The organism is Lysinibacillus sp. FSL L8-0126 (assembly GCF_038630385.1).
In the GTDB taxonomy this organism is placed as follows: Bacteria; Bacillota; Bacilli; order Bacillales_A; family Planococcaceae; genus Lysinibacillus; species Lysinibacillus fusiformis_D.
In genome coordinates this window covers 4,143,410-4,170,320 of the sequence record NZ_CP152028.1, presented here as the reverse complement: position 1 = coordinate 4,170,320, position 26,911 = coordinate 4,143,410, and the positions used below count along the sequence as shown (strand labels likewise).

Genomic DNA, 26,911 nt, shown 5'->3' with positions numbered 1-26,911 from the left:
GTTGGAAATTAATATTAGACTTTGGTAAATTAGAGCTTTTTTATTATTTTACTAAAGGTGGCATTAATTAAATAACAAGAAAGAGGTATCCATCTCATATGAGGTGATCTTTTTTATTTAAACGGTGTCAAGATGCAAGAGTTGTGGAACGGATTCTTATTCAACTAACGAAGCAGTTTAGTTGAATATGTAACTTTTGGTAGACAATTGGTGTCTATATAAAAGAGGTGGGTGGATTGAAAATAAAAAAATTATTCTATGGTTTGATCGCATTAGCTTTATTCATGATTACAGGATGCAATATTCAAGGAGGAACTACAACAGTATCAATTGACAGTATAGATGCCGAAGAAGTTTTAACATTAGATTCTGATGCTGATATTTTCCAGTATGATGGAGTTATCTACAAAACTAATATTGATTGGGTTGAAGAATTGTCTTTAACAAAAGATGTTCAAATCAGTGAAATAAAAACAAAAAATGATGCTAATACAGATTTTAGAGATGAGATGTCGAATAAACTTCCTGTTGGTACAAAGATTTTTTCTACCAAAGAACGAGGAGATATTTTAATTGTTGAATCTGAAGGACAAATCAAAAAATATCTTGCAATTGTTGAAGGGTAAGCAAAGTATCTTGTTCAACAAGCGTGGTGCGCTAATTGAATAGCTAGAATGATGTATCCATCTCATACGAAGTGGTCTTTTTTATTTATACATGGTCAAAACGTAAGAGTTGTGGCAACGGATTCTTGTTCAGCTAACGACTCGGGTTGTGTTAGAAGGAAAATTAATGACAATCATAGAAACTTACTTATAACACCTAATTGGGAGGGGCATGTATGACAAAGGAAATTTATGTTGTGAGACATTGTGAAGCAAGGGGACAAGCTGCTGAAGCACAGCTAACAGAACAAGGAGAAAAACAAGCAGAATTATTAGTGAGGTTTTTTTCCAATAAAAAAATTGACCAAATAATTTCAAGCCCATTTTTACGTGCTATTCAATCAGTTGAGCCTATAAGCCAGAAAAAAAACTTAAAAATAGAAATAGATGAGCGTTTGTCAGAACGTATCCTTTCTACAACAGATTTACCTGATTGGTATGAAAAGCTGAAAGAAACATTTAATGATGCAGAGTTAAAATTTGAAGGAGGAGAATCAAGTCAAGAAGCAATGAATCGAATAGTAAATGTAGTAGATGACGTTTGTAAAAGTGAAATTGAAAACACATTGATAGTTACGCACGGTAATATCATGTCGTTATTGCTAAAAAATTTTAATAATGACTTTGACTTTGAATGTTGGAAAAATCTTCGTAATCCAGATGTTTTTCAATTATGCTTAACAGAAAATGAAGTAAATATAGAACGAATATGGCAAGGTTAAACGACAATAAAATAGTAGGTTTTATTTCGCTAATGGGGCCTTTAACTGAATAGCTAGAAAGATGTCCCTATCTCATAATTAGAATTTTCACCTTTTCATCCAATGTCATTCTCAATTGTTAGGATAAAACCAATAGATGCACCCAATCGTTAGGGAAAATCTAATGACTGAGGTGCATGTTTCTTTCTAAATTAAAGGATCTTTTGTTTTTGTTTCTCCAGTTGGATTCTTTCGTATTCCACCTCTAATTCTCTGTGTTTAATCAAATACTCTTTTTTTATTTGATACACCTTAATCACACTGAAAATCGCAATAATAAAGGCAAATACAAGCATTAATAATTGTATATTTGAGAAATACAAAAAAACACCTCACTTTCTTTATATATTATACATTTATCTGGATATTATGTATAATGAAGTTAATATTACATTATCCATTAATGTAATATTTTAACATAAATAAATAAAACAAGGAGGTTTGCTGTGATGAAGAAGCTTCAATTTTTTATTTGCGGTTTGATTGTTACGTTGATTGTTGCTACAATTTTTCCGAATTTTGCGAATGCTAATGAATTTGGACGTAAAGAAAGTGCTTTAGCCGAATCCATCTACTATAACTTGGCTACACAAACATTAGAGTTTGATGAAGAAGCTGCCCAGGAATTATATCATTTCTCAGATGAAGAATTAAATTATTACGAATCTCTCGAATCACTATCTCCTAATGAGGTTCATCATAAACTTTTAACCTTTGGGCTAGACATGGAAAATTACGATGGTACAATCCTTTATAAAGAAAATGAAGATGGAGAAGTAACACCATATGCTGTTATCGCATGGCTTGCCGGAATTGGTTTGGTTTCTTTCATAGGCTATTTCTTCTGGGACCGATACTTGACACATAAAGAAAAAATGAATTACATGAATAAATGCTTTGCACAGGGTGGCAACCCCATCATTGACTCAAGAGATGATGCTGGTTTAAATGGACAAACCAATGCGACGGAGGCTAGAAAAATCGGTGGTTATAATTTTGCTTGCCAAAAACCATAACCTTCGATGGAATGGGCAACTCGTCGAAAAAATGACGAAACGAATGTGAGAGCCCTTCAAAATCTGAATTTTGAACAGCAAAGACAACGAGGCTGGGACATAACTCATTTATTTAGAAAAAGCAAAAAATGAATGTTATTTTTGTGATTTATTAAAGTTTATGTGTTCTAATTACGCAAAAAAATGTTAGACCAAACTTGTAAATGGTCTAACATTTTTTCTTTTGTCCCAGCCTCGTTTTCATAGTGTTGAAAAACAAAACTATCAATAGCATTTTTGTGAGAGGTGAGAGGTGAGAGGTGAAAAAGGATTTCCGTTGCAGGCTACTTGCTTTTTCTTGTGGGCGAGCGCCGAGCCGCTTCGTGCAGGGGATCGCCTGTCTCGCTATCCCACGGGAGTCAAGTAGCCTTCCACTTCAACCCACAAAAATGGTACCTTTTTAGCAAAGGTTTTCAACTAAAGTGAAAGTATTCATTACTCTTTATGGAAGGGTGTTGTCACGCATCACTTCTCCACATGGAAAATAAGAACCTATCCTTTCTCTCGTCATACAAATAATGGGCTATTTTGTTCACTACGGCTCATCGGACGCCCCCTGGAAAGGACGCTGGCGGAGCGGAAATCACCCGCTCACCTTGCCAAAGGTTCTTTTTCTGCTATTGACATCACCTTTTTTCAACAACAATAACAACAGCCCTTCTGATATAGAAGGGCTGTTGTTATTTAGATTTCCACGATTTCATTCGCTAATTTTTGTCGGCTAATCCAATAGCCTTGGAGCGTAAAGACAATAAGTGTTGCTATTAAGAAGGCGCTGCTTGTGATGCCTAATGTTAAGTAGTCATAGGACATCGGAGAGCTTTCATCAATGAATCCCAGCATTCTTGTTAAAATAAGTCCAATAAACGTGCCGACAGTGAGGCCATATAGCACAAACGATAGGACTTGCGTCAAAATAAGTTTTATTAAACCATTTGGTGATAAGCCTATCAATCGCTGAATGACATAGTCACTACGTTTAGTATAAATGGTATGCAGTAATGTTTGCAGTACACCAAGGACAGTAGCGACAATTAATAGTACAAAGACGCCGACAAATAGGCTCCAACGTTGGAAGAACATTTCACGGGATTGCTCCATCATGGTCACTTTATCCGTAAATTTCAAGGCTGGCCAGCGCTCTTCTAAGAATGACAGGTCAGACAATGCTTGCTCAGGGTTAGTCGTTTCGACCATAATGTCTTCAATGATTGTGTGGTCCTGAGAAGTGAGGAAGGATGACCAATCCACGATTAATTCTGCGTAGTGAAGAGGTGCATCAATAATTCCTATAATTTGTAATTCACCTGTTGGCCGATCCTGCTGTGCAGCAACATCATAGGAGCCTATTGTAATACGATCACCAACCGATAAATGATGACGATTCGCCAAGCTTTTTGTCACTAACAGTCCATCCTGTAAAGGGCCCTCGATTTTTGGCAACTTCCCTAATTGTCCAAATTTCTCGATATCAATGGTTGTATAGTTCTCTGGTAGCCATTCATCGCCGAGTTGCAGGGCAATGTACGCATTATTACTTTGTGCATAAGCATACTGCACGCTTGGCAAGGCCTCCATTTCCTTAATAACTGCGGGTGTAAGGGTTGGATCATTTAATTCATTATTGATTTTTACAGCGGTTTCGTATTGTGATTCGGTGAAGGCTAGGTCATTATGCTGTAACGTTTTCATTAACGAGCTACCAAAGGTTAAAATGACCATTAACCCAATAATGCTGAGCACAATCGGCCTATTTTTGCGTACTTGTGGCATGACTTGCTGGCACGCTAAATAGGCTTCCTTGCCAAACACTGCACGAATCGGCTTTAATGCAACCTGAAGGAGGGCTGTAAACAGATAGGGGATGAATAACAGTAAAATCCCACAAATCAAGATCGTTCCGATTAAAATCAAGAGTGCTCCTTGATTGCTTCCTGTTCCTGTCAGTTGTGCTTGCAACAAAAACAAAACAGCGATAATTCCTCCAATGCCGACCATGATCGTTTTCCATTTGGTCCAACGAAGACGTAAATTTTCATTGTCTGTTGCGATTTGTAATGGCAATAATCTGGCACTTTTTGCTACTTGCCATTGTGTCATTACCTGAAGAATCAAGAAGCTCGAAAGTGCGATCACAATCACAAAAGGAAGAGGAAGCTCTGTTCTAGCATTTGGTAAATGTAAGAGGCTAATCAATTGTGGTAGCCAAATTTTTATTACCAGTAAGCTCATCGTTGTTCCGAGCATAACCCCAAAGCAAATAATAAGTGATAATTGTAGTTTGACAATGCGCCTAACTTGCTGCACTGATGCACCGAGAGCACGTAAAATCATCAGCTGTTCTTTAATTTTATAAAATAATAGCTGGAAAGTGGACAGTAATAAAACACTTGCAATGAGTAAAATAAAGACAGCTAGGACAATCATAAAAATCATTAAGCTTTGTAAATTTCTTTTAAACAAATCATAATCACTCATGACATCTACACGAAGAGTTTCATCAAGTTGCTTGATCTCTGTGCCAACTGCCTTAGCAAGGCCATCCTCTGTTTTAATAAGTGCAAACATACCAGTAGTTTGTGGCTGACTATTATTCATCCATGTTTTCACAATGGTATTTGGCAACAATATGATATTAGGGCTATCCGTACCTTTCATCGTTGGTAAAATTTCTCGGACAATAAAATTCTTCGTTTGAATATGAATGGTGTCTCCGACGTTCTTCTTGAAAATACGTGCCACATTTTCTGAAATAATGGCATCGTTCGGACCAAGATTCATCTCGAAATGATAGCGGCTTTTCACAAGGTCATCATTTTCTACGCCAACGGTATAAAAGGTTGTGCTTTTTTCTTGCTCAACCTTTGTGTGAGCTAAAGATACATTAGACACTTGGGTGACACCTGCTAGGCTGGAAAGTAACTCTATTTGTTGTGTCGTTAACAGCTGATGTTGATCTGGATTATAGCCGACCATTATATCCATTTCTCCGTACAAGGCTTGGATGTCAGCCTTCATTTGATTATGGGCGTTTAAAGCGTAGACACTCATCGTCATCACAAGGCAAATGGAGATGGTTATAATGCTAATACTCGTTAGGACATTTGTCCAAGCGGCACGAAAAAGTTTTAGGGCAACGGCACGCATTGTAAACATTATCGCTCCCCCCTCGTAGCCTGCTTAAATTTCATTAAAATACAATCCAAATCCTCTTCATTTCGCTGGTTTTGATAGGAGTCTACAATCGCACCGTCATGGAAGAACAACACCCGATTGGCATAGGTAGCAACATAAGGGTCATGAGTGACAAGTAAAATCGTTTGTTGACTCTTTTTTTGAAGCTCAACAAGCAACTCCAATATCTCATCCGTCGTATTGACGTCCAGCGCTCCTGTTGGCTCATCAGCTAGCAAAATAGGCGGATTTGCGATAATGGCACGAGCAATAGCAACCCGTTGCTTTTGTCCTCCTGATAGCTCATGTGGTCGATGCTTTGCCCAAGCGCCGATTTTCAGTTTTTCCATCATGTGCTGCACGCGCACTTTAATGTCCTTACTAGAAACATCATTTAAAATAAGGGGGAGTGCAATATTATCTTCCACGGATAAATCTTTTAACAGATGAAAGGATTGGAAGATAAAGCCGATATTTTCTTTACGAAATTGCGATGCTTTGGGCTCTTGATATATATCCTGAGCCTCCTGACCAAATAAAAATAATGCCCCGTCTGTTGGTTCATCAATCGCACTAATCATATTCAGTAGGGTACTTTTACCAGAGCCGCTTGTCCCCATAATGGCCACCATCTCTCCTTGATAAATGGTGCAATGGATATTTTTTAAGGCGTTCACGGTGTGATGCTTTTGCTGATAAATTTTGGACATCCCTTCAACACGTAACACTTCCGTTAAACGTCCTTCAGGGATGGGTATTGCATTAATGACTTCTTTCAACGGATTGAACCCACTCATCAAGATATGCCCCCTTTAATTGTTGTCGTAATGCTTGCAAGCCACGGCGAATATGTGTTTTGACGGTGCCTTCAGGGCATTGTAAAATCGCTGCAATATCCTTGACGGAGTAGTCCTGATAAAATCGTAGCAATAACACCGTTTTATACTTTTCCTCAAGCTGGCAAAGAGCCTGCCATAAATCCAGCTCTTCCTCGATATATGTAGGAGATGTACTTTTTAAATCCTCTAAGGTTTGTGGTTCGACAAGCTGAACCTTCTTTTTCTTGGCTATATAGGTTTTACAGCAATTGATCATAATGCGGGTTAGCCAAGTGGTAAAATAGTGCGGCTCCTTTAATTGTGCTAAGCCCTCAAAGGCTCGAATAATCGTTTGCTGAAAAACTTCTACGGCGTCGTTTTCATTTTGTACATAGACATAAGCCATACGATAAAGCTTATGCTGCTCCTGCTCAATAAGCTGATAAAACGCTTGCTCATCGCCATGTTGGGCTAAGGCTACAAGAGATTGTTGCGTGGTTGTAATGAAAATCGCCTCCTTTTCGACTATTAGACTCGGCAAGTCGTCATTTCGATTCAAGTTTTTTATTTTTAGGAAGAAACTTAATAAGCATACCCATTTAATAGAAGGTTAGCAATTTACTGCTATAATGATAGTGGTTTAATCGAAAAAAAGGAGTGAGTTTATGAGCAAAAAACCTATTTATGTCGAGATAGCCATCCATGCTCCTATAGAAAAAGCATGGGATTATACACAAAATCCTCAGCTGCATGAGCAATGGGATTTACGGTTTACATCCATTACATATATACCGAAAAGAGCATCTGAGGAGCCACAGCGTTTTACCTATGAAACGAAGATCATACCAGGTTTACAGGTTAGTGGCTGGGGAGAAAGCAAGGGGGAGCATCATAAAGAAAATGGCATCATTGACCGCTTCGCATCGGATGACGATATGGGGGATTCCTTTTTTACAAATTGATTATCATATTGAAAGAAATAAGGTAGATTGGCAGGAAATGACTAGTTCAAACGAGAAGGTCCTTATAGAGTCAACTAAAAAGGAGTGATGGTTTGCGTTTAACAAAAGGAATTACTGGTTTTGATGCCGAGCATTTAATCGAGCAGGATATGCGTACGTTTCAGTCAATGGTGTACCATTTAGTGACAAGTGAACAGCGAGCAAAAGTAAGACAATTTATCGATGAACCTCCCTTTGTCTACATGCAGGCAATGGTGGACTTAGATGGGGAGAAGCTGACAATTCTTCATCATCGATATATGCCCTATATTGCGTTTGCGAAGCAGGATGAGGAGCTTCCCTTTACATTTTTATCAAAGCCTCGGCTACACAAATATTTCCCCATGCGTAAATGCTTAGAAGCGACTACTCTTATGACATTACTATCAAAGGATCAGGCTTTACATAGCTTATCAGTGACGGAATGGCAGTACATCGCTTATTTTAATAGCCAAACGATTGGCGACGTTATGTTTAATGCTTGGGATTGATTGTAGTCCAATATACTCAAGACGAAAGATGCTATAAAAAACACTATATTGACCAAGTTATTTCTGGAAATCTAGTGAAAATTCCTAAAGCCACCAATCCTTCTTGTTAAATGGTAGATTACTATTTATGGAATAGATATGGAAAATAAGGAGTTTTTGCAGATGAAGTTCAAAACAATCAGTCGACGCATTGTTTTTTCCTTTAGTATTGTCATCGCCATCATGATAGGCTACATTGCGTACAACTATTATGCCATCACACAAAGCAACAATGCGACAGAACAAATTGTTCAGCAAGAATTACAATTATTAATTGCAGATTTTGAGCAAGCACAAACAATCGATTTAAGAATAGCGGCAGTTAGAGGCTATGTACTGTCTGGTAATGAAAGATATAAAGAGATTTTCCAAGATAATGTGGCGAAGGCAGCCGACAACGAGGAAAAACGATCAGCACTCACAACCTCAGGTGAATTCGGGAAATATGCGCAAATGGCAAAGGAATGGAATCGTTATATTGAACAACAAGTATTTGCAGTATATGACAAGGGTCAAACCGAGCTTGCTATCCAAAATTTAACGAAAATGGATGACACGGCAACCGCGATTCGTGAGGGCTATGAAGGGTTAGCGGCGCAACGAAAGCAAGCCATTAATGAGGTAGGCACGGACATGATTGCTGCTGGTGAAAATAAACAGCTAATTGCGATTGTCGTAGGTATTTTCATTGTCCTGCTAGCCGTGATGATTGAACTACTAAGTGCCCGTGGTATTTCAAGACCCATTATTACATTAACAGAGCGTATGCAACGAATGACGAAGGGGGATTTAAGCGAGCCCCCTTTACCTATTCAATCAAAGGATGAAGTGGGCCAGTTGATGGAAGCGACCAACACAATGGCAGATATTTTAAATCAACTCTTGAAACATATTCAAACAGTGTCGGATGAGGTAGCGGCTCACAGTGAGGAGCTTTTGCAGTCAACCACGGAGGTAAAAGCAGGTACAGAACAAGTTGCCCATACTGTTACAGAAATCGCCAGCGGTACAGAACGACAGGCAAACCATGCAGCAGATGTCGCTTCCTCCATAAACGACTTTGCTGTCAAAGTAACGACTGTTCATGACGGCAGTAAAGACGTTCAACAATATTCGCAGGAAGTCAAAGCTTTAACAGAAGAAGGTAGAGATGCCATGACCTCTTCCACAAAGCAAATGGAAGCGATTCAGCAGATGGTAAAGGACGCGGTGGATCAAGTAACTGTTTTCAGTAAACAAACACAAAAAATTTCTAAGCTTGTAGCGGTCATTCAAAATATTGCGGCACAGACAAATTTATTAGCACTGAACGCAGCGATTGAAGCGGCCCGAGCTGGGGAACAAGGAAAGGGCTTTGCAGTAGTAGCCGACGAGGTTCGCGCATTAGCCGAGCAGGTGGCCTTCTCCGTTGATGATATTACAGCTATCGTAAGAGCTATTCAGGATGATTCAAGTACAGTGACCTCCTCATTAGAGCAGGGCTATGGAGAAGTAGAAAAAGGCACAGCGCAAATTGCCACGACCAATACAACATTCTATCGTATTGCAGATGCGATCGATGCCATTGCAGCAAGCATTAATGGGATGTCCTCCGATTTACACGGGGTTGTTCACAATACTGTCACGATTCACCAATCTGTCGATGATATTGCGGCTGTCTCAGAGCAGTCAGCGGCAGGTATTCAGGAAACATCGGCGACCATTGAGCAGGCTGCAAGCTCTATGGAGGAAATGAAACATAGTGCCGAGCATTTAGCAGAAATGGCCGAACAATTAAATGGCCTCATTCGTCGCTTCAAACTATAGAAAATTGCGCTTGATTTCAAACTTCCAACACATTTACGCTGTATACTATTGCATTGGAAGGTGGAATCATTTTGAGAAAATATTTACTTTTATTATTAATGAGTACTTTATTCATGGCACCAGTTGCCTATGCCCATACGATGGATAAAAGTACACTATTCACAGATGTCCCTGAAACAGCCTCCAATATTCAGGACATTATGGTATTACACAGTATTGGGCTTCTTGGGTACAATGGCAAAGATATGGCTTTAAACCCAACAGACAACTTATCACGCAAGGATTTTGCAGGCTGGGTAGGTGGCTTCTTTGGCCTAGCAGGATCGACTGTAGATGAGCTAGCACAAGCAGCACAAAAAGAGGATTACGTTTCTTCCTTAGAGGGGGACCTTACGTACAAAGAAATTAATACTGCCCTTTTTCATCATAAACTAGAACTAGCGAATCCAGATGCAACCATGACAAAAGAGGAGTACATTGCGTTCTTAACAGAGAACCTAACATTTGATATGGGTGGTCATACGCTTATTCAAATGGGCGGCTTTGCAGAAGGACCAACAGGTACTATTGAAGATGTCGTAACAGGTGACGAAACAGGGCTCATCATTGGTGGTAAAACATACATGCTGTCAGGACACCCGCGCATCTTTGCTGATTCAACAGATGCCAAAAACTGGGTAGGTCAACAACTGGAACGCTCTATTTTCACAACAGCAGGAGATCATCATCATGGTCATGACGGTGGTCAAGAAGAAAGTCACGGGGATCATGCAGAGGGGCACGGCGACAGCCATGAACACGAAGCAGCAGCCTCGAATGAAGCTACTCTACAATATGTGCAAATTAGCTCCGCACAAGTAGCAAAAGAGGACGCCAAAGAAGTGCAGTCAGCGAATGCCACACCAAAAGAACAACAAACAGCCGCAGCAGATGACACTACATCCAACTCAAATACAGTATGGATGATTGCCATCCTAGTAGTTCTAGCAGCCATTTTTGCTATTGTTTTTGTGAAACGAAAAAAATAAAGCAAATTTTAAGAACCAGCAATGATCGAGGAAATTCGGTTATTGTTGGTTTTTTTAACAGGGAATTTTATTTATACAATAAATTTTAAGGATTTAAAAAATTTTAAGGATTTAAATTCCGCTTAGGTAATAAAAAATATCGTCAGTTGGACAATATCTTCCTATCCTATTCTGATTTAAAACCCACTTAGTTAATGAAAAACTGTGATTCAAATATTTAAAGAAAAGACTCGTTTCTTTATTTAAAATCCACTTAGTTAATGAAAAACGAAGCTCGTACTATAGCACTTCGCACAATATCCATATTTAAAATCCACTTAGTTAATGAAAAACCTTTTTGCCATGCCCTGTTATCATTTTCAAATCCTTGATTTAAATTCCACTTAGTTAATGAAAAACTTTTCCTATTTCAGCTGAAGCTTGCAATATTAAATTTATTTAAATTCCACTTAGTTAATGAAAAACTTAAGAATACGTTACGATAAGTGAAGTCATACGTTCTTTAAAATCCACTTAGTTAATGAAAAACAACATACCAGGCAAAACGCACGAATTGTTTTATGACACTTTAAATTCCACTTAGTTAATGAAAAACCATATTGGAAAAGCGATCGCGCTAGGGCGAGCACTCTTTAAATTCCACTTAGTTAATGAAAAACTCTACAGTACCTGTTAATGCTATCGTTCAACCTACACTTTAAATTCCACTTAGTTAATGAAAAACGCCACTATTAAAGCTGTAGCAGCTGCTTATAGCAAATTTAAATTCCACTTAGTTAATGAAAAACGCGCGGACGTTGATGCATTGATGTTATTCATGGAGATTTAAATTCCACTTAGTTAATGAAAAACATACACGGTCGAGAGTTTAAGCGAAATGAAAACAAATATTTAAATTCCACTTAGTTAATGAAAAACCAAGTTGTGCGTGTACTTGATCAAATCGCTATCGATAATTTAAATTCCACTTAGTTAATGAAAAACCAGAACGCGGTGAGGTAGTCGTTGGTGAATTATAATTTAAATTCCACTTAGTTAATGAAAAACGAAGCTTATTCTTTAACGTCTCTAAGCTCAAAAAAGAATTTAAATTCCACTTAGTTAATGAAAAACTGCTAGTTCAGAACCTATTAAACATGATGTGATTAAATTTAAATTCCACTTAGTTAATGAAAAACGATTACGAGATGAATGGCAACAAACCTATGATGCAATTTAAATTCCACTTAGTTAATGAAAAACTTTACCTCGAAGGACTAACATGCCAGTAAACGCATCATTTAAATTCCACTTAGTTAATGAAAAACTCACCTTAATCATAATCAAAAAAACCTTATTTTTCAACGCTTTATCGGGTTGTATGTTGCGACCAATATCATTTTTTTGCAGTCAATCGGTAGTCCAGAAATTTTCCTTTGTCATTCAAGTGCCTCAACGCTCGGCATGGGAAGCTTTGAAGGGATTTAATGCTGTAAAATGATTCACTGCAATTTTATATAAAGAGGGGAGAATCCGTTCCATTCAAGTAATAGTTCATGACGAGCACATGCTCATAGGGGGTTTTGTTTCTACGTTAAATATTTTCATGCTTTATAAATTTGCCTTACTCGTGTTACCTCCCCATCATGAGAAATCGGCGTATACTTAGTGCTTTTACCCTTCAATGTGAATTTCATATTTGGGGAGGGATATAGGCTCTTGGTTGCTACTAGTTACTGTGAGTTTTTTATTAGATGTAGTTGAAGAGGGTACAGGAAGTTAAATGAAGTTTAGTTAGAATCACTAATCGTAATCAGCTAAGTAAAAAACCTACTCGAATTAGTCTCAAGTAGGCTCTTTTGCTGTCTTTTTTAAAGAAAGTAAGAAGTTGGAGTAAGTAAATTTCCACATAGTTAATATAAAATGAGATAATTCTCTGAAAAATTAAACCTTATTTGAAAATATATATTTAAATTCCACTTAGTTAAACGAGACTTTTCTATCTTATCAAGAATAGAGAAGGAATTAAATAAGAATAAAATCCCAAATTATATTTTAATCCTATATAGTTTCAATATAAGTTGTAATTTTCAAATAATATTGACTTGTTATAAAAAACAAATTAATATAAATGTAAGCCTACTCACGAATCCCCCTAAATTTAATTAAATTATATTTGCGAGTAGGCTACGAAAATAAAAAGGAGGTGAAGCCAGATGAAGTTGCAGATTACTATGGAAGCGGAGAAAATACCTAAGCATTATCACTTTTTAGCTGGGAGTATAGTTAAAGCTGGACTATCTTCGTTCAATCCAGAATTAAAGGAAAGTTTGTATAGCTTTGAGGAACATCAAGCTAACAAGGCGATGCGTCCTTTCACAGGAGCGATTTATTTAAATGGTTATACGCTAGAAGGTGATGAATTTATCATCCATCAAGACATTCGTATGACCATTTCTTCTTCTGATATAAATTTTATGATAACACTTTATAATGGCTTACTTGAGCATCAGCAAATGCAATATAAGTCATACACCGTACACATTAAGCATGTTAAATTTTTATCTGAAAAATTGCCTACAAAATCTCAAGCTCTATTTAAAACAAACAGCACCATCATTATTAAAGATAAAAACAATCAATATTTAAATATTGATGATCCTAATTACGAGAAGGAATTGAATTATGCGGCGAATGAATGCCTAAAATCTGTTGCTGGGCGAACATTACATGAGCCACTTGTTTTTACACCAGTCATGATGCATAAAAAAGTTGTGCAGTTAAAGCATGACAAGTTTAAAAATTTAAATGAAAAAGGAATTCTTTATTTGAATGGTTTTGAGGGAAGTTTTGTACTAGGAGGACATCCAGAAGATTTAGCTTTATTAACACAGACGGGTATCGGTTTTAGAAGATCACAAATGCTAGGCTGTATTGAAATGGTGAATGAATAGGAGGTGAAGTGAATGATTGAACTACAGTTAGATGAAACAATTTACAATGCAAGTATTTTGGGACTTTGCCGTGTATTTGACTATGCAAAACTAGAGTATAGTAAGAGCGATCATCAGACTATTAGTTTTCCAGAAAGCAATTTAACGAACTTTGAAGAACATTATTTTGCCTATTTATCTGCTCAATATGGACATGAAACAAATTACTATAAAATGACTAATCCTAATATTGTTGAATTTTTATTAAGAGCGAAAACTGATATTGGAGATGAAAAAAACTTAGAACGGCTCAATGCCCATATTGAAAAAGTGAAGTACTGGCTGTCATCGAATAGTTATAAGAATGTCTATCCATTTCTTTCTGCGATTCCATTTGATTTTTTGGAGGCTGCGAAAAGTTTAAAAAAGGTAACACAGAGGAAAAAAGAAACCTTGGAACAAATACAGCCGCAAATTGTAGATGCTGTGGACGCATTACTACAAATTGTCGAGCATTTAAAGCATAAGGATGCAAAGCGATCTATCATCCCACGTGTCCTTACATATCAAGTTATTCAAAGTTTTTGGTCCAATGTTTCCTTTCTAAATAGCAATGCGAGTAAAAAGGATCTCTATGATGAATATTTTAATTACTTCATCAAACCTGCTCAAGATTTTCTAACGTCAAAGAAAGATGAAAAAAAGTACGAAAAAAATAAATTAGCATGTGCGTGCTGTGACAATAAAATGAAGTCTATCTCAGAGGCATTTGATCTTACTTGGGTACAAAATTTAGGGGTTGATGGGGCAAGAAAGTCCTCGCATTATTGGAATCATCAGCGCAATTTATTTATTTGTCCAATCTGTAATATTGTGTATAGTTGTCTACCATTAGGTTTCACATTGAAAAATGGGATAGGTCTCTTTATCAATAGCAATCAATCCATTGTCGAGTTATTAGCTTACAATAAAATCCAGTTGCGCAATGATAGAGGAGAAGAATACACACGCGATAAGCTGGAGGAAATGGCCTATTCAAAAATTATCAATGAAATGTATCAACACGCAGAAAACAAGAAGAATGTAGAAATTGATAATATCCAGATTGTTAAATATGACAAAAATAATGAATCCAGACCTTATACATTCAATATGTTATCCCGTGACAAAGCACAGCAGCTATATGATAGCCGGAATGACTTCCATTACTTGACGGGGAAATTTGTTAAGGAAAAAGGAGACTATATAAGCCTCTATCAAGAAGTTATTCGACGTTTTTATAATGGACAGCGTTTTAGTGATTTACTCTATCGTTTAATACGTTTAGTAATCGATGATAAATATGCGGATACTTTTTCTATCTACAAAATTCTGAAAATTTCAAATCATGGGTTAAAGGGAGGTTCACATTATATGACAGATAAAGAGTTAAGAAGTATTCGGATTAGCGGCTACGAATTAAGAAAAGTATATCGAGGTCAAGAAACAAAATTAAATGCTATTTCGCACCGTTTGTTAAATGCGTTAAAAGTAAAAAATCCTAATAAATTTATGGAAACAATTGTACAGGCGTATAGCTACAAACGCCATGAAAAATTAGGTATACCCATATTTTTCACAACAACACTAAGTGATATTGAAAAATTCCAAACAATTGGCTACGCATTTTTAATAGGATTAAATGGAAAAGATTTCGAAAAAGAGGATATGGCAAAGGAGGAGCAAGTAAATGAATAAAAAAGGATTAACAGTCAGTATGATAGTTGAAGCAGAAAGTGCCAACTATGGTGAGGGTGTTGGGAACGTTGCTTCTTTGAAAAAAATTTCCCGTGGAGATCATGAAGTGTACACGTATATTTCACGTCAAGCATTGCGTTATAACATTGTCGATCAAATGGATATCAATCATACGCCATTGGGTATGGATGGCTCCGTTATTCAATTTCACCCAGAGGCAACAATCGCAGATTATCCTGAAATTGATTTGTTCGGCTATATGAAAACGGTAAAGCCAACGAAAACTCGTGCTGCCGTGGTACGCTTATCCAATGCTGTCGCATTGGAAAGTTATAATACAGATTTAGAATTTTTAACGAATAAAGGGTTGTTTGACCGCCATAAAAGTGCAACGGCTAATGAGGAATTAAGAGGTGGAAATATTGCACAAAGTGAAATTCATAAATCCTTTTATGCTTACACACTGACGGTGGATTTAGATAAGATTGGGATTGATACAAACGATCAAATCGAAATTCCATTAGAGAAACGTGCTGAGCGTGTGATTTCTTTATTACGTACATTAAAATTTTTATATCGCGATATAAAAGGGCGTCGAGAGAATTTAGCGCCAATTTTTGCGATCGGTGGTGTCTATGATTTAAAAAATCCATTTTTCGAAAATCGGTTAAAGCTTCAAAATAATAAGCTTGCCGTTGCAACGGTTGAGGGAATTTTAGCATTGGATTCACATATTCAACAACATACACATGTTGGCTTAGTCAAAGGATTATTAGCAAACGACGAGGAAATTGAGCAAAGTTTACAAGCCAAACCAATGGCAGACTTCTTCGCGCAGTTAGAGCAGGCTGTATCAGACTATTATAAGTAAGCAGGTGAACATATGAAGGGGATTCGGATTGAGGCTTATCAGAACCTAGTGAACTACAAAAAGCCTACGAGTTTTCAATTAAAGGAATCATATCCACTGCCCCCGTACTCGACTGTTATTGGCATGGTGCATGCGGCATGTGGCTTTACAAGTTATGTGCCAATGCAGGTGAGTATTCAGGGGAAATATCATGCAAAGGTCAATGATTTATGGACGCGCTATGAGTTTGCTGGTAGTTCGTATAAGCAAGGCCGCCATCAGTTGAAAGTGGAGTTATCAGATGGAAAAGCACATGGGATTATACGGGGTGTTTCCACAACAGAGCTATTAGTAGATGTCGAACTAGTATTGCATATTGTACCAGAGGACAAGCAATACATTCCAATCATTATCGACGCACTAAAATCACCTGCTGAATATTTATCACTTGGTAGACGCGAGGATTTATTACAGATTAATGTGGTGAAGGAAGTAGAAATAGAGATTCAAGAAATGGAAGAAGACAAGGAAGTTAATTTTGATATTTTTATTCCGCAATCGATGACCAAGAGTGATATTTATGGAAAAGTCGGTACATCCTATCGTTTAAATAAAACTTATAAATTATTAGAAATTGCTAAAGGAAAGCACATTCGTCAGTGGGAAAAAGTGGTTGTTTCCCATGTGCCAGCTTCTTCGACTAACTATCTTGCTGCATATGAAAAAATGCTTTTCGATAAAGATGGCTATACCGTATTTTTAGTATAAGAGTGGGGAATGTTCTCCATTCTTTTTTTTATAAGGAGGTTAGTAGATGTTTGAAAAGCTACTAGCAAAATCTGCAACAAAAACATCCGCCGCACAAACGATTATTGAGCATACGAACCATTTAATTAATAGATGGGAAACATTTCGTGAAATTTATCCAAATGCCTTGTCAAAGAAAGATTGGGACATTTTATTACAAGCGGTGAAGTACCACGATTTAGGGAAGGCAAATACCAAATTTCAGAATAAAGTACGCACAATGGAAGAGCATATAGTTGATTTATTTCCTGAAATAGATGAAATTCCTCACAATTACTTAAGTTGTGCATTTATGCCGATTAAAAATCTAATCACCCAATATGGTAAAGAGGATGCTAAGATATTAATTTTAGCTGTTTATTATCACCACGAACGGGCAGAGCAAAATATGTACGAGAGTGGTGATGAGATTGAAAAGGATTTACAAAAATATGTGCCGCTATTAAATGGTGATTTTAATATTCGTGAGGAACCTAAATTTGATTATCGAAAATTTACCGATCGAAAATTTCTTAGAAACCGTGAGCATCTTTATCGATTCGTCCGAATAAAGGGCTTATTAAATAAGTTGGATTATGCAGCAAGTGGAAATTATGAAGTTGAAATTCCTCTTGATGATTTGCCACAAAAGATGGAAACATATTTTAGTGATAAAAATCGCACTCGGAATAAGTTACAAGACTATCTATATGCTCGACAACAAGATAATCATGTAGTCATTGCGTCAACAGGTATTGGGAAAACAGAAGCTGCACTTTGGTGGCTGGGTGATGACAAAGGCATTTTTACACTGCCATTAAAAGTGTCCATCAATGCGATTTATGACCGATTGATTAATGAAATTGGCTGCAACAAGCAGAATACAGGATTACTTCATAGTGATATGCATGCTGAATATGTCAAACGTGTGGATGAGCAAGACCTTGATCTAATAACAATCACACATGCGAAAAATCTATCTATGCCGCTTACAGTAACAACGATCGATCAAATTATTGATTTTGTCGGGTTATATCCAGGCTTTGAAATGAAACTTGCCACATTAGCCTATAGCAAAATTATCATTGATGAAATTCAAATGTACAGCGCAAGATTAGCTGCCTTTATCGTATTAGGGTTGAAGTATATTACGGATATAGGCGGTAAGTTTTTAATTATGACTGCCACATTACCACCACTTTTCATAGAAGCGTTAAAACGATTGGAAGTGCCGTTTGAAAAACGAGAAGACCCATTTTTAAAATTCAATGGCAATAATCAGCCGATTCAGCGTCATTTTATGCAAATCGTTGAAAAGGATTTAACGCTAGAAGAAATTTTAAAGCATCCAATGGAACAAAAGGTATTAATCATTGTAAATACGGTGACGAAAGCCCAGCAATTATATAAAGAATTTGAAGAAACAGGGATTAAGGCTTCTCTTTTGCACAGCCGTTTTATTAGCAAGCACCGTCAAGAAAAGGAAGATGCGATTTTAGCATTAGGAAACAAAGATTGCCTAAAAACGGGAATATGGATTACAACACAGTTAGTAGAGGCAAGCGTTGATATTGATTTTGATATTTTATTTACTGAGCTTTCGGAGGCATCAGGTTTATTTCAACGGATGGGGCGTATTTATCGAACGCGAGATTATGTAAAAAACATACCGAATATTTACGTTTTTACAGGCGATCCATTGCCATCAGGTATTGCAAACAACAAAAAATCTGTTGTTGATTTTACAATTTTTTCTAAATCCAAGGAAGTGCTACTGCAATATAACAATCAGCTAATGGATGAGAAAATTAAAATGGAGATTGTGGAGCAAGTGTATAGTAGAGAAGCTTTAGGAGCAGAGTGCGAATATATTCAAACATTCGATGAAACATTAGCTTGGTATGAGGATTTATTACCTTATCAAGAGGAGAATAAGCCAACTTTAAGAGATATTCAAAATCAATTGGTGATACCATATGGCGTTTATAGGGAAAATGAATTCGAAATAGAGAATATAAAGAATGAATTATCTAAAAGATTGGCATGGCAGACGAAGATTAATTTGTTAATTGAATTGCAAAAATTTACAGTGCCTATCGCAACTTGGGCATATGATAATGCAAGAAAACGAAAAAATGGAGAGGTTACTTCAACAATTAGAGTTGATCGCTATACAGAATATCCAGTTGTGACCTATCAATATACAGAGGAATTCGGCTTAATTTTTGCAAATGATGTAGATGCCTTCTTTCAATAATTATGGAAAATACCATACAAGGGGTGAAAGCATATGCAATGGGACGATTTAAAGGCAACTGGTTTGCAAGTCCAATATTTGAAAGTATGCGAGCGCAAGCTATGGTTACATTCACATCAACTTGGCTTTGAGGATGAGGACGATAAAGTACAACAAGGGAAAGTATTGCACGATACGTCCTATCAACGCCAAAAGTCAAAAGAAGTTTTGATAGAAAATTTAATTCGCATTGATATGATGGACAAGCATTATGTAGGAGAAGTGAAATCTAGTAGTAAAATGGGACAGGCTGATAAGGCGCAGATTCTATATTATTTATTCGTACTTGAGCAAATGGGGATATATCGAAAAGGCAAAATACATTATCCAAAAGAAAAACGTGTTGATGAAATTGAATTAACGGAAGAGGATAGAGAGGCCATCCCTAAATGGTTAGCCCAAATCCAACAAATTATTCAGCTAGACAAGCCTCCTAAGAAGAAAAAATTAAGATATTGTACAAAATGTGCTTACTATTCATTTTGCTGGGTAGGTGAAGAGGAATGAAAAATGTATATTTATTTAATAACGGAAGGATCCAAAGAAAAGATTCTACTATTTATTTAGTATTCGAAGATGGTACGAAAAAAACATTACCAATAGAAAATACAGAAAATCTACATGTATTTGCGGAAATGGACTTTAACACCTCTTTTTTTAATTTGATGAATCAAAAAGATGTGAATATCCATTTTTATAATTACTACGGCTACTATTCAGGTAGTTACACACCTAGACGAAAAAAAGTGGCGGGCTTTGTTGATGTCCAGCAAGCAGCTCATGTACTTGATTTGAATAAAAGGTTGTATATTGCACAACAATTTGTCTATAGTGCTATTCATCATATGTTACGCAATATTCGTCGCTACAAAGATGAGGTAGAGCCATTCATCGATGAAATAACGCAACTAAAGAAACAAGTTGCAGATGCTACGGATATACAAACCTTAATGGGCATTGAGGGAAAATTCGCTTTACTTACTATCAATGCTTTAATGCAATTATTAAAAATCCTGATTTTCAATTTTCAAAGAGGGAAAAGCGTCCGCCTACAAATCCAATTAATGCACTTATTTCATTTGGCAATAGTTTAATGTATACAGCTGTATTATCTGAAATGTACAAAACGCAATTAAACCCAACAATTAGTTATTTACATGAACCAGGCTCACGAAGATTTTCCCTATCACTGGATATTGCAGAAATCTTCAAGCCGTTGTTAATGGATAATTTAATTTTTATGTTAATTAACAAAAAGATGATTCGTGCGGAACATTTTGAATATATCGAAGAACATATTTGCTTATTAAACGAAACAGGACGTAAAATTTTTATTGCTGAGTTCGAAAAACGAATGAGCACAACCATTAAACATCGAAAATTAAACAGACAAACCTCTTACCGATTTTTAATTCGTCTAGAATGTTATAAATTAATTAAACATCTGATTGGTGATGAAGATTATAAAGCATTGAAAGCGTGGTGGTAACATGTATGTGCTGATTGCGTATGATGTGGATGTAAAACGAGTGGGGAAAGTCCATAAAGTATTGAAAAAATATTTAACGTGGACACAAAACTCCTTATTTGAAGGAGAAATTACAGAAGGACTTTTAAAACAATGCCTAGCTGAATTAGCAACAAAGGCTAATCCGAATATTGATTCGATTTATGTTTACCGAATTGCCAATCCAAAAAACATGAAAAAAACTGTGTATGGAGTCGAGAAAGATTTTGAGAGCATGTTTCTATAGTCAACTATTATATTATCAAATGATTGGTCAAATAAAGAGAGAATCCATTGCATTCAAGGTGCTTCATCCAATTTCAATACAACAAATTCTCTCTTTTTTGTAGATTGCAGTGAATCATTTTACAACATAATATCCCTTCCAAGCATATCATATCTAGCTTTAAGGCACTTTGATTGCAAAGACAAATTTTTGAATCACAGATTGACTGCAAATATACCATATTGATCACAACGCACAACCTGTTAAAGCGTTGAAAAATAAGGCTTTTTTGAGTATGATAAAGGAGGGTTTTACATTAACTAAGTGGAATATAAATGTGTTTGTCCTATCACTTTTGCACCTGCTGCGATCAGTTTTACATTAACTAAGTGGAATATAAATGAAGACGATACTGTTGTTAGTAAAGCATTGGAAGCAGTTTTACATTAACTAAGTGGAATATAAATGGCTTTCATTTCCTCGTCGGTGTATTGCTCGACTTGCGTTTTACATTAACTAAGTGGAATATAAATCTTGAATGTGTTTTCCTCCATCATCTTCTACTACAGTTTTACATTAACTAAGTGGAATATAAATTAGTTGGTCATTCAAAGATACAATACTTTCATCCAGGTTTTACATTAACTAAGTGGAATATAAATTATCTATCCGGCAGCAGGCAAGACTCATGAAAGTGGTTTTACATTAACTAAGTGGAATATAAATATAATGTCTGGTGACGGATTAACACCTTGACCGAACAGTTTTACATTAACTAAGTGGAATATAAATGAAGGTATTTTTGAGTTAATTGCATCTTTGTCCTCGTTTTACATTAACTAAGTGGAATATAAATAATATCGAGTGCTCACTTTTGACATCGCGGCAGAGCGTTTTACATTAACTAAGTGGAATATAAATAATCGAAAATTAGGTGAGTTAGCAACCAAAACACTGTTTTACATTAACTAAGTGGAATATAAATAAATTGTTGGTTGCTTGATGGGGCTAGCAATCTACGTTTTACATTAACTAAGTGGAATATAAATTGATGGGGAGAGTTGCCAGCGGTTTAGGTGTTTTTCGTTTTACATTAACTAAGTGGAATATAAATATTAAAGGGGTGAGTGAAGTTGTACAAGCTGTCTAAGTTTTACATTAACTAAGTGGAATATAAATGGTTATTACACAACACGTCTTTACTCGGATCGTGAAGTTTTACATTAACTAAGTGGAATATAAATACAGAAACACTGGAATCGTAGTCTAAACAAGTAAACAGTTTTACATTAACTAAGTGGAATATAAATGTAGGGTCTTCTCTAACAGGTATCTCTGGCGCACTATGTTTTACATTAACTAAGTGGAATATAAATGTATACATTGTCAAATTACCCATATTAGCAGCTGTAAGTTTTACATTAACTAAGTGGAATATAAATCTAAGACCACCACTCGAAACCACTTTTTTATTCAGTTTTACATTAACTAAGTGGAATATAAATTAATAATCTATATCGTTCCCGATTGTCAACATATCGTTTTACATTAACTAAGTGGAATATAAATCTGGCTATCTTCTGAACATCATCTTTATCGGCCACGGGTTTTACATTAACTAAGTGGAATATAAATTGTATTCGTCTGCGTCTGTATCATTATTTTCATCGCGGTTTTACATTAACTAAGTGGAATATAAATGACATCAATATGACGGTCATTAATGCGCTTGTTACTGTTTTACATTAACTAAGTGGAATATAAACTATGCTTCTTCATACGGCTACAATAACACGGATGCTGGTTTTACATTAACTAAGTGGAATATAAACCTACTATTCGTCTTTATTATTTTCAGTTAGAATTTCTACGTTTTACATTAACTAAGTGGAATATAAACGACGGTACGAAAGAGGCTATTGATATTTCTATTGCAGTTTTACATTAACTAAGTGGAATATAAACTTACTACGGAACTGGATACTTTGCACTCCCCCCAGGTTTTACATTAACTAAGTGGAATATAAATCACGAATTTGCTCGGTGTAGCCGTTTGCCTGTAAACGTTTTACACTAACTAAGTGGAATAAAATTGAAGGTCTATAGAAGTTGATTAGTTATTAAAACTAAAATATCCTTACCCTATAAAAATGAACAGCGCCTACAATCGCTGTTCATTTTTTATTCCCCAAAACCGTACACATTCATTAAAATGTCAAACCTTTCATGTGAATGCATGCATATTGCAGCAATTTTGCACAAAATTGAATAACCCTAAGCATGTTCGGTATATAAATAGGGTACGATCATTTTTTAGGCTAAGGAGTGTGCAAATGGCTGTACTTGTGGTGAAGAGGAGTATTATGCATCGGTATCAAAGTATCGGGCAGGCAATTGAAGAGGCAATGCCTGGTGATATGATTGAGATTCGGGATGGGATTTATGAGGAGAGCTTGGATATTTCCAAGCGGCTGACGTTGTATGGGGTTGGGAATGTGACCATCAAGGGTGGCGTTTTTATTCGCTATCAAACCCATGTGGATATGCGGAATTTACGGTTTCGGCAAGGTCAAGGGCTATATATCAAAGGGGATTTACAGTTAGAAAACTGTATTATTGAGGAGCAATTGATTCGGACACAGATGATGGTGAGCTATGGTAGTTTGCTGATGAAAAATTGTGCTGTGCTGGCGACATCGCTAAATCATTTTGGGCTGCGGGTGGCAAATGGTTCAAGTGTGATCCTCGTTGACACGACATTTGAGCATCATGTGAAGGCCCAAATCATTGCCCAAAATTGTGAGCTGACGTTGACGAATTGTATGCTGCTGGAGGGGAAAAAGCATGGTATTTTTGCCATTCGTCATGTGAAGATGGTGCTGGAGGATTGTGAGATTCATGGGCATGCCAAGGCCCAAATTATTGCAGCAGCGAGTGAAATGGCTATGACGAATTGTCTGGTTCATCAGGGGCAAGGGGTAGGAATTCAGCTATTTGATGGCACAACTTTGCGGATGGATGGCTGTGAAATAAAAGAGCATCTCGATACGAATATGGTTGTCCACCGCAGTGAGCTAATGATCGCTGATTCAATCTTTTCAGATGGGCAAGGTCACGGTCTTTACCTTGGTGAAAAAACGGAAGCGAAGTTATATGATTGTCAATTTTATCGACATGTGAAGGCACAGATTTTGATTGAAAATAGCCAGGTAGAATTTCGTAAATGCCACATCCGAAATGGCATGGCTGTGGGTGTAGCGATTGTCGACGAAGCAGATGTTTCGTTGACGGAATGTCAAATTCAAAATCATCAGCAATTCCATATCATTGTGGATGCCAGTGGACTTCAGCTTCGTCAATCTACCATTCAATTTGGACAATCGGGTGGTATTTATGGCAATGATCATGCCAAGATTATGATGCAACATACAATGATTCGAGAGCTGCAAAGCCATCACATCTATATAAACAATGCCCGTTTGTTTACACAGTATTGTACCTTTGAACAAATGCAAGGAAATGGCATTACTTGTATTGATGCCATTTTTGAAGTAGCCCATAGCTATTTTAAAGACGGTCAAGAAAGTCCTTATGCCATGATTTGGTCAGATCAATCAATGGGACGTATTGAACATTGTACGGTGGATGAGGCAGCTCGACCATTTTTAGCATTGTCCAATAAATCATTAATGGAGATGCGTCATACGGATATTCATGCAGTAAAGGCTCCAGCTGTGGTCCAGGAAAATAGTCAATTATTTGTGCAAGGGCAAGTTCATACAGGGACATGGCAAAAGGATGCAGCGTCCAAGGTTTCCTCAATTGAGGGTATGCAGGTGATGAAAGACCATAAGATAGAAATCCCGAAACATGATATTAAAAAAATAATATAAAAGCCGATTATACAAATAAGATAAGTAGTTTCAATTTTGAAATTACTTTTTTTATGGAATGGAGAAAATAGGTTTTATTCATGTGAAAAGTGGGTAAAGGAATATGTTTGCACAGTTGAAAAACCTTGAGTTTGTGCAAAAGAACACGATAATTCGACAAAATGCATGATTATTTTTATAATAGAATAGATGTCATCCTGCGATTTCTGTAATATTTTGAATATTTTAATGGAAAAGCTATACAATTCCTTGTAAAAGTTATGATAAAAATAATAAAGTATAAATAAAATGTAAAAAAATTATTAAGTAATAATCGATAAGAGATTGATTATTTACGATGTTTTATCCTATAATTAGTAAAAATGGTTCATGTGATAAGATAATTATACGTTATTTGAGAAATGTGTGTAATGATTTTACAATAATAAAATGACAGAGATATTGGGGTGATATGTGTATGTTTGGGCTGACAAAGGAAGAAATTATGTTGCTGCTAGAGGGGATTGAGTTAGCAGAAAAGCAAAAGAATGTGATTGCTGATATCTTACATTTAAACAATATGCGAATCGAACAACAACTCGCATTAATGATCCATTTAATCATAGATGAGCGCGAACGAAATATTTCCAACAATACATATCTAAACTAAAAAGTATCGAAAAATCACAGGTGAGCTACACAAAGCACCTGTGATTTTTTTGTCAGCCATTTTTATAATTTTTTTGTGAAGCAGATAATGCGATTGGCTTCTGTAAAACCGAGTTGTAGATGGACGCGTAAACTTTCTTCATTATGCCATTCACAGTCACTAGCAAATGCTTGACAGCCTTTGTTCTTTGCCCATTGCTCACAGTGCGCTACAAGCTGTCTTGCATAGCCTTGCTGTCGATAATCTGCCATGACGAAAAGACCTTCTAAATAACCTACAGGGCTAGAGTTAGTACCTTCTACATAATCCGTTCGCAATTGGCATTGAGCAAATCCAATGGCTTTAGCCTGGTCATAGGCTAGAAAAATAGCGGCGTTGTCTTCCTTTAAGAGCTGAGCCATCTGTTCGGCAAATGCCTCTAGTGAATGATTGGGCCAAAGCAGTAAGGCTAATGTGGCTGTTGCTAGAGCATCCGGTTGTGTTGCTTGTTTGATCATACAATCCCCCCTGGAAAAAAATGAAACGAAACGATTTTTAGCACGTACAAACTAGTAAGAGCTTCCACTAATGTTACATTTTCTATTTTAACACCAGTACTGAAAAAGGGGGAATCTACTGAATGTCACTCTTACAAACGTTAATTGAACAAGCGAAAAAACCTAATGGCTGGATTGGCTCATGGATGCTACGGATAATGAATATTGCCCATCGAGGTATGTATGCATGGCTCATTCGGCAAGGCGCCATCAATGATGGGGATTGTGTGTTAGACATTGGATGCGGGGGCGGAAAAACGCTTCAAATTCTATCCAATTTGAATCCAAATGGTATAATCTATGGTATAGATATTTCTGAGCAGGCAGTGAAGGAATCCATCAAGCTGAATGAAGCACATGTCGCCAGTGGCAAAGTAGTGGTTAAAGAGGCGAGTGTGACAAGCATCCCATACGAGGATCAATTTTTTGATGCCATTACAGCCTTTCAAACACATTATTTTTGGCCATCATTAGAACAGGATGTCAAGGAAGTATGGCGGGTGCTGAAAAACGGAGGAAAATTTATTATTATAGCAGAGCTATATAAAATGAATTACCATATGGAAGCTTATCAAACACCAGCTGCTATGAAGCAATTATTAGAACGTACAGGTTTTCAAACAGTCTATGTTACGGAAAAATCGAGTAAAGGGTGGCTCTGTATGACAGCCATTAAGTAAG

The 26,911-nt window shown here is 36.6% G+C and carries 22 protein-coding genes, 1 pseudogene and 2 CRISPR repeat arrays; of the genes and pseudogenes, 19 read left to right on the top strand and 4 right to left on the bottom strand.

Features of this window, described 5'->3' with window-relative positions:
* The first annotated feature begins 227 nt into the window (after window positions 1-227).
* The 3 genes from MHI34_RS20205 (at window position 228) to MHI34_RS20195 (ending at window position 2,442) form a co-directional block, all read left to right on the top strand.
* Window positions 228-626 carry a hypothetical protein gene (locus MHI34_RS20205; protein ID WP_230594003.1) on the top strand — a complete coding sequence of 133 codons (399 nt, stop codon included), beginning with the start codon at window positions 228-230 and terminating at the stop codon, window positions 624-626.
* Between the two features lie 215 nt (window positions 627-841).
* Complete coding sequence (locus MHI34_RS20200; RefSeq protein WP_089932291.1) at window positions 842-1,387, top strand: histidine phosphatase family protein; 546 nt, start codon at window positions 842-844, stop codon at window positions 1,385-1,387.
* A 488-nt stretch (window positions 1,388-1,875) separates the two neighbouring features.
* Window positions 1,876-2,442, top strand: a complete 567-nt coding sequence (locus MHI34_RS20195; protein WP_036128987.1) for a hypothetical protein — start codon at window positions 1,876-1,878, stop codon at window positions 2,440-2,442.
* Between the two features lie 723 nt (window positions 2,443-3,165).
* Here the strand turns inward: MHI34_RS20195 and MHI34_RS20190 are convergent.
* From MHI34_RS20190 to MHI34_RS20180, 3 genes are read right to left on the bottom strand one after another with little or no spacing between them, the layout of a single operon-like run.
* Window positions 3,166-5,637 carry an ABC transporter permease gene (locus MHI34_RS20190; RefSeq protein WP_342503870.1) on the bottom strand — a complete coding sequence of 824 codons (2,472 nt, stop codon included), beginning with the start codon at window positions 5,635-5,637 and terminating at the stop codon, window positions 3,166-3,168.
* Complete coding sequence (locus MHI34_RS20185) at window positions 5,637-6,452, bottom strand: ABC transporter ATP-binding protein (RefSeq protein ID WP_340834063.1); 816 nt, start codon at window positions 6,450-6,452, stop codon at window positions 5,637-5,639. Before MHI34_RS20185 ends, MHI34_RS20190 begins: the two co-directional genes overlap by 1 nt.
* Window positions 6,418-7,032, bottom strand: a complete 615-nt coding sequence (locus MHI34_RS20180) for a sigma-70 family RNA polymerase sigma factor (protein ID WP_330493900.1) — start codon at window positions 7,030-7,032, stop codon at window positions 6,418-6,420. Before MHI34_RS20180 ends, MHI34_RS20185 begins: the two co-directional genes overlap by 35 nt.
* Before the next feature lie 106 nt (window positions 7,033-7,138).
* Here MHI34_RS20180 and MHI34_RS20175 point away from each other — a divergent pair.
* The 15 genes and pseudogenes from MHI34_RS20175 to MHI34_RS20105 all read left to right on the top strand — a co-directional run.
* Window positions 7,139-7,378: pseudogene (locus MHI34_RS20175) on the top strand (hypothetical protein); the annotation flags it as partial.
* Between the two features lie 149 nt (window positions 7,379-7,527).
* Window positions 7,528-7,965 (top strand): hypothetical protein, encoded by a 438-nt coding sequence (locus tag MHI34_RS20170; RefSeq protein ID WP_342503869.1) that lies wholly within the window; start codon window positions 7,528-7,530, stop codon window positions 7,963-7,965.
* A 162-nt stretch (window positions 7,966-8,127) separates the two neighbouring features.
* Window positions 8,128-9,810, top strand: a complete 1,683-nt coding sequence (locus tag MHI34_RS20165) for a methyl-accepting chemotaxis protein (RefSeq protein WP_342503868.1) — start codon at window positions 8,128-8,130, stop codon at window positions 9,808-9,810.
* A gap of 71 nt (window positions 9,811-9,881) precedes the next feature.
* On the top strand, window positions 9,882-10,838 hold the full coding sequence (locus MHI34_RS20160) for a hypothetical protein (RefSeq protein ID WP_036128965.1): 957 nt from the start codon (window positions 9,882-9,884) through the stop codon (window positions 10,836-10,838).
* A 109-nt stretch (window positions 10,839-10,947) separates the two neighbouring features.
* Window positions 10,948-12,145: direct repeats of the CRISPR family, unit length 28 nt; unit sequence TTTAAATTCCACTTAGTTAATGAAAAAC.
* An 888-nt stretch (window positions 12,146-13,033) separates the two neighbouring features.
* Window positions 13,034-13,771: a CRISPR-associated endoribonuclease Cas6 gene (gene cas6, locus MHI34_RS20155; protein WP_089932280.1), complete on the top strand. Its 738-nt coding sequence runs from the start codon at window positions 13,034-13,036 to the stop codon at window positions 13,769-13,771.
* Between the two features lie 12 nt (window positions 13,772-13,783).
* Entirely contained in the window at window positions 13,784-15,487 is a 1,704-nt protein-coding gene (locus tag MHI34_RS20150; RefSeq protein WP_230593999.1) for a Cas8a1 family CRISPR/Cas system-associated protein, read from the top strand.
* On the top strand, window positions 15,480-16,358 hold the full coding sequence (gene cas7i, locus MHI34_RS20145; protein WP_036128961.1) for a type I-B CRISPR-associated protein Cas7/Cst2/DevR: 879 nt from the start codon (window positions 15,480-15,482) through the stop codon (window positions 16,356-16,358). The genes MHI34_RS20150 and cas7i overlap by 8 nt, the downstream gene beginning before the upstream one ends.
* Window positions 16,359-16,370: 12 nt before the next feature.
* Window positions 16,371-17,105 (top strand): type I-B CRISPR-associated protein Cas5b, encoded by a 735-nt coding sequence (gene cas5b / locus MHI34_RS20140; protein WP_036128959.1) that lies wholly within the window; start codon window positions 16,371-16,373, stop codon window positions 17,103-17,105.
* A 46-nt stretch (window positions 17,106-17,151) separates the two neighbouring features.
* Window positions 17,152-19,380, top strand: a complete 2,229-nt coding sequence (locus MHI34_RS20135; RefSeq protein WP_036128957.1) for a CRISPR-associated helicase/endonuclease Cas3 — start codon at window positions 17,152-17,154, stop codon at window positions 19,378-19,380.
* A gap of 33 nt (window positions 19,381-19,413) precedes the next feature.
* Complete coding sequence (cas4, locus tag MHI34_RS20130) at window positions 19,414-19,926, top strand: CRISPR-associated protein Cas4 (protein WP_036128955.1); 513 nt, start codon at window positions 19,414-19,416, stop codon at window positions 19,924-19,926.
* The gene (cas1, locus tag MHI34_RS20125) at window positions 19,923-20,513 is read left to right on the top strand and encodes a CRISPR-associated endonuclease Cas1 (RefSeq protein WP_230593997.1); all 591 of its coding nucleotides are present in this window, start codon (window positions 19,923-19,925) and stop codon (window positions 20,511-20,513) included. Before cas4 ends, cas1 (MHI34_RS20125) begins: the two co-directional genes overlap by 4 nt.
* Complete coding sequence (gene cas1, locus MHI34_RS20120) at window positions 20,420-20,908, top strand: CRISPR-associated endonuclease Cas1 (RefSeq protein ID WP_329808711.1); 489 nt, start codon at window positions 20,420-20,422, stop codon at window positions 20,906-20,908. The genes cas1 (MHI34_RS20125) and cas1 (MHI34_RS20120) overlap by 94 nt, the downstream gene beginning before the upstream one ends.
* 1 nt (window position 20,909) lies before the next feature.
* Entirely contained in the window at window positions 20,910-21,173 is a 264-nt protein-coding gene (cas2, locus tag MHI34_RS20115; protein ID WP_009371077.1) for a CRISPR-associated endonuclease Cas2, read from the top strand.
* A gap of 287 nt (window positions 21,174-21,460) precedes the next feature.
* Window positions 21,461-23,246: a CRISPR direct-repeat array (repeat unit 28 nt; unit sequence GTTTTACATTAACTAAGTGGAATATAAA).
* A gap of 269 nt (window positions 23,247-23,515) precedes the next feature.
* Window positions 23,516-25,045: a right-handed parallel beta-helix repeat-containing protein gene (locus MHI34_RS20110; RefSeq protein WP_230593995.1), complete on the top strand. Its 1,530-nt coding sequence runs from the start codon at window positions 23,516-23,518 to the stop codon at window positions 25,043-25,045.
* A 457-nt stretch (window positions 25,046-25,502) separates the two neighbouring features.
* The gene (locus MHI34_RS20105) at window positions 25,503-25,694 is read left to right on the top strand and encodes a hypothetical protein (RefSeq protein ID WP_036128950.1); all 192 of its coding nucleotides are present in this window, start codon (window positions 25,503-25,505) and stop codon (window positions 25,692-25,694) included.
* 62 nt (window positions 25,695-25,756) lie between these two features.
* Here the strand turns inward: MHI34_RS20105 and aac(6') are convergent, their stop codons facing one another.
* Window positions 25,757-26,191 (bottom strand): aminoglycoside 6'-N-acetyltransferase, encoded by a 435-nt coding sequence (gene aac(6'), locus MHI34_RS20100; RefSeq protein ID WP_036128947.1) that lies wholly within the window; start codon window positions 26,189-26,191, stop codon window positions 25,757-25,759.
* Between the two features lie 122 nt (window positions 26,192-26,313).
* Here aac(6') and MHI34_RS20095 point away from each other — a divergent pair, with 122 nt between their 5' ends.
* Entirely contained in the window at window positions 26,314-26,910 is a 597-nt protein-coding gene (locus tag MHI34_RS20095; RefSeq protein WP_036128946.1) for a class I SAM-dependent methyltransferase, read from the top strand.
* Window position 26,911: the final 1 nt, after the last annotated feature.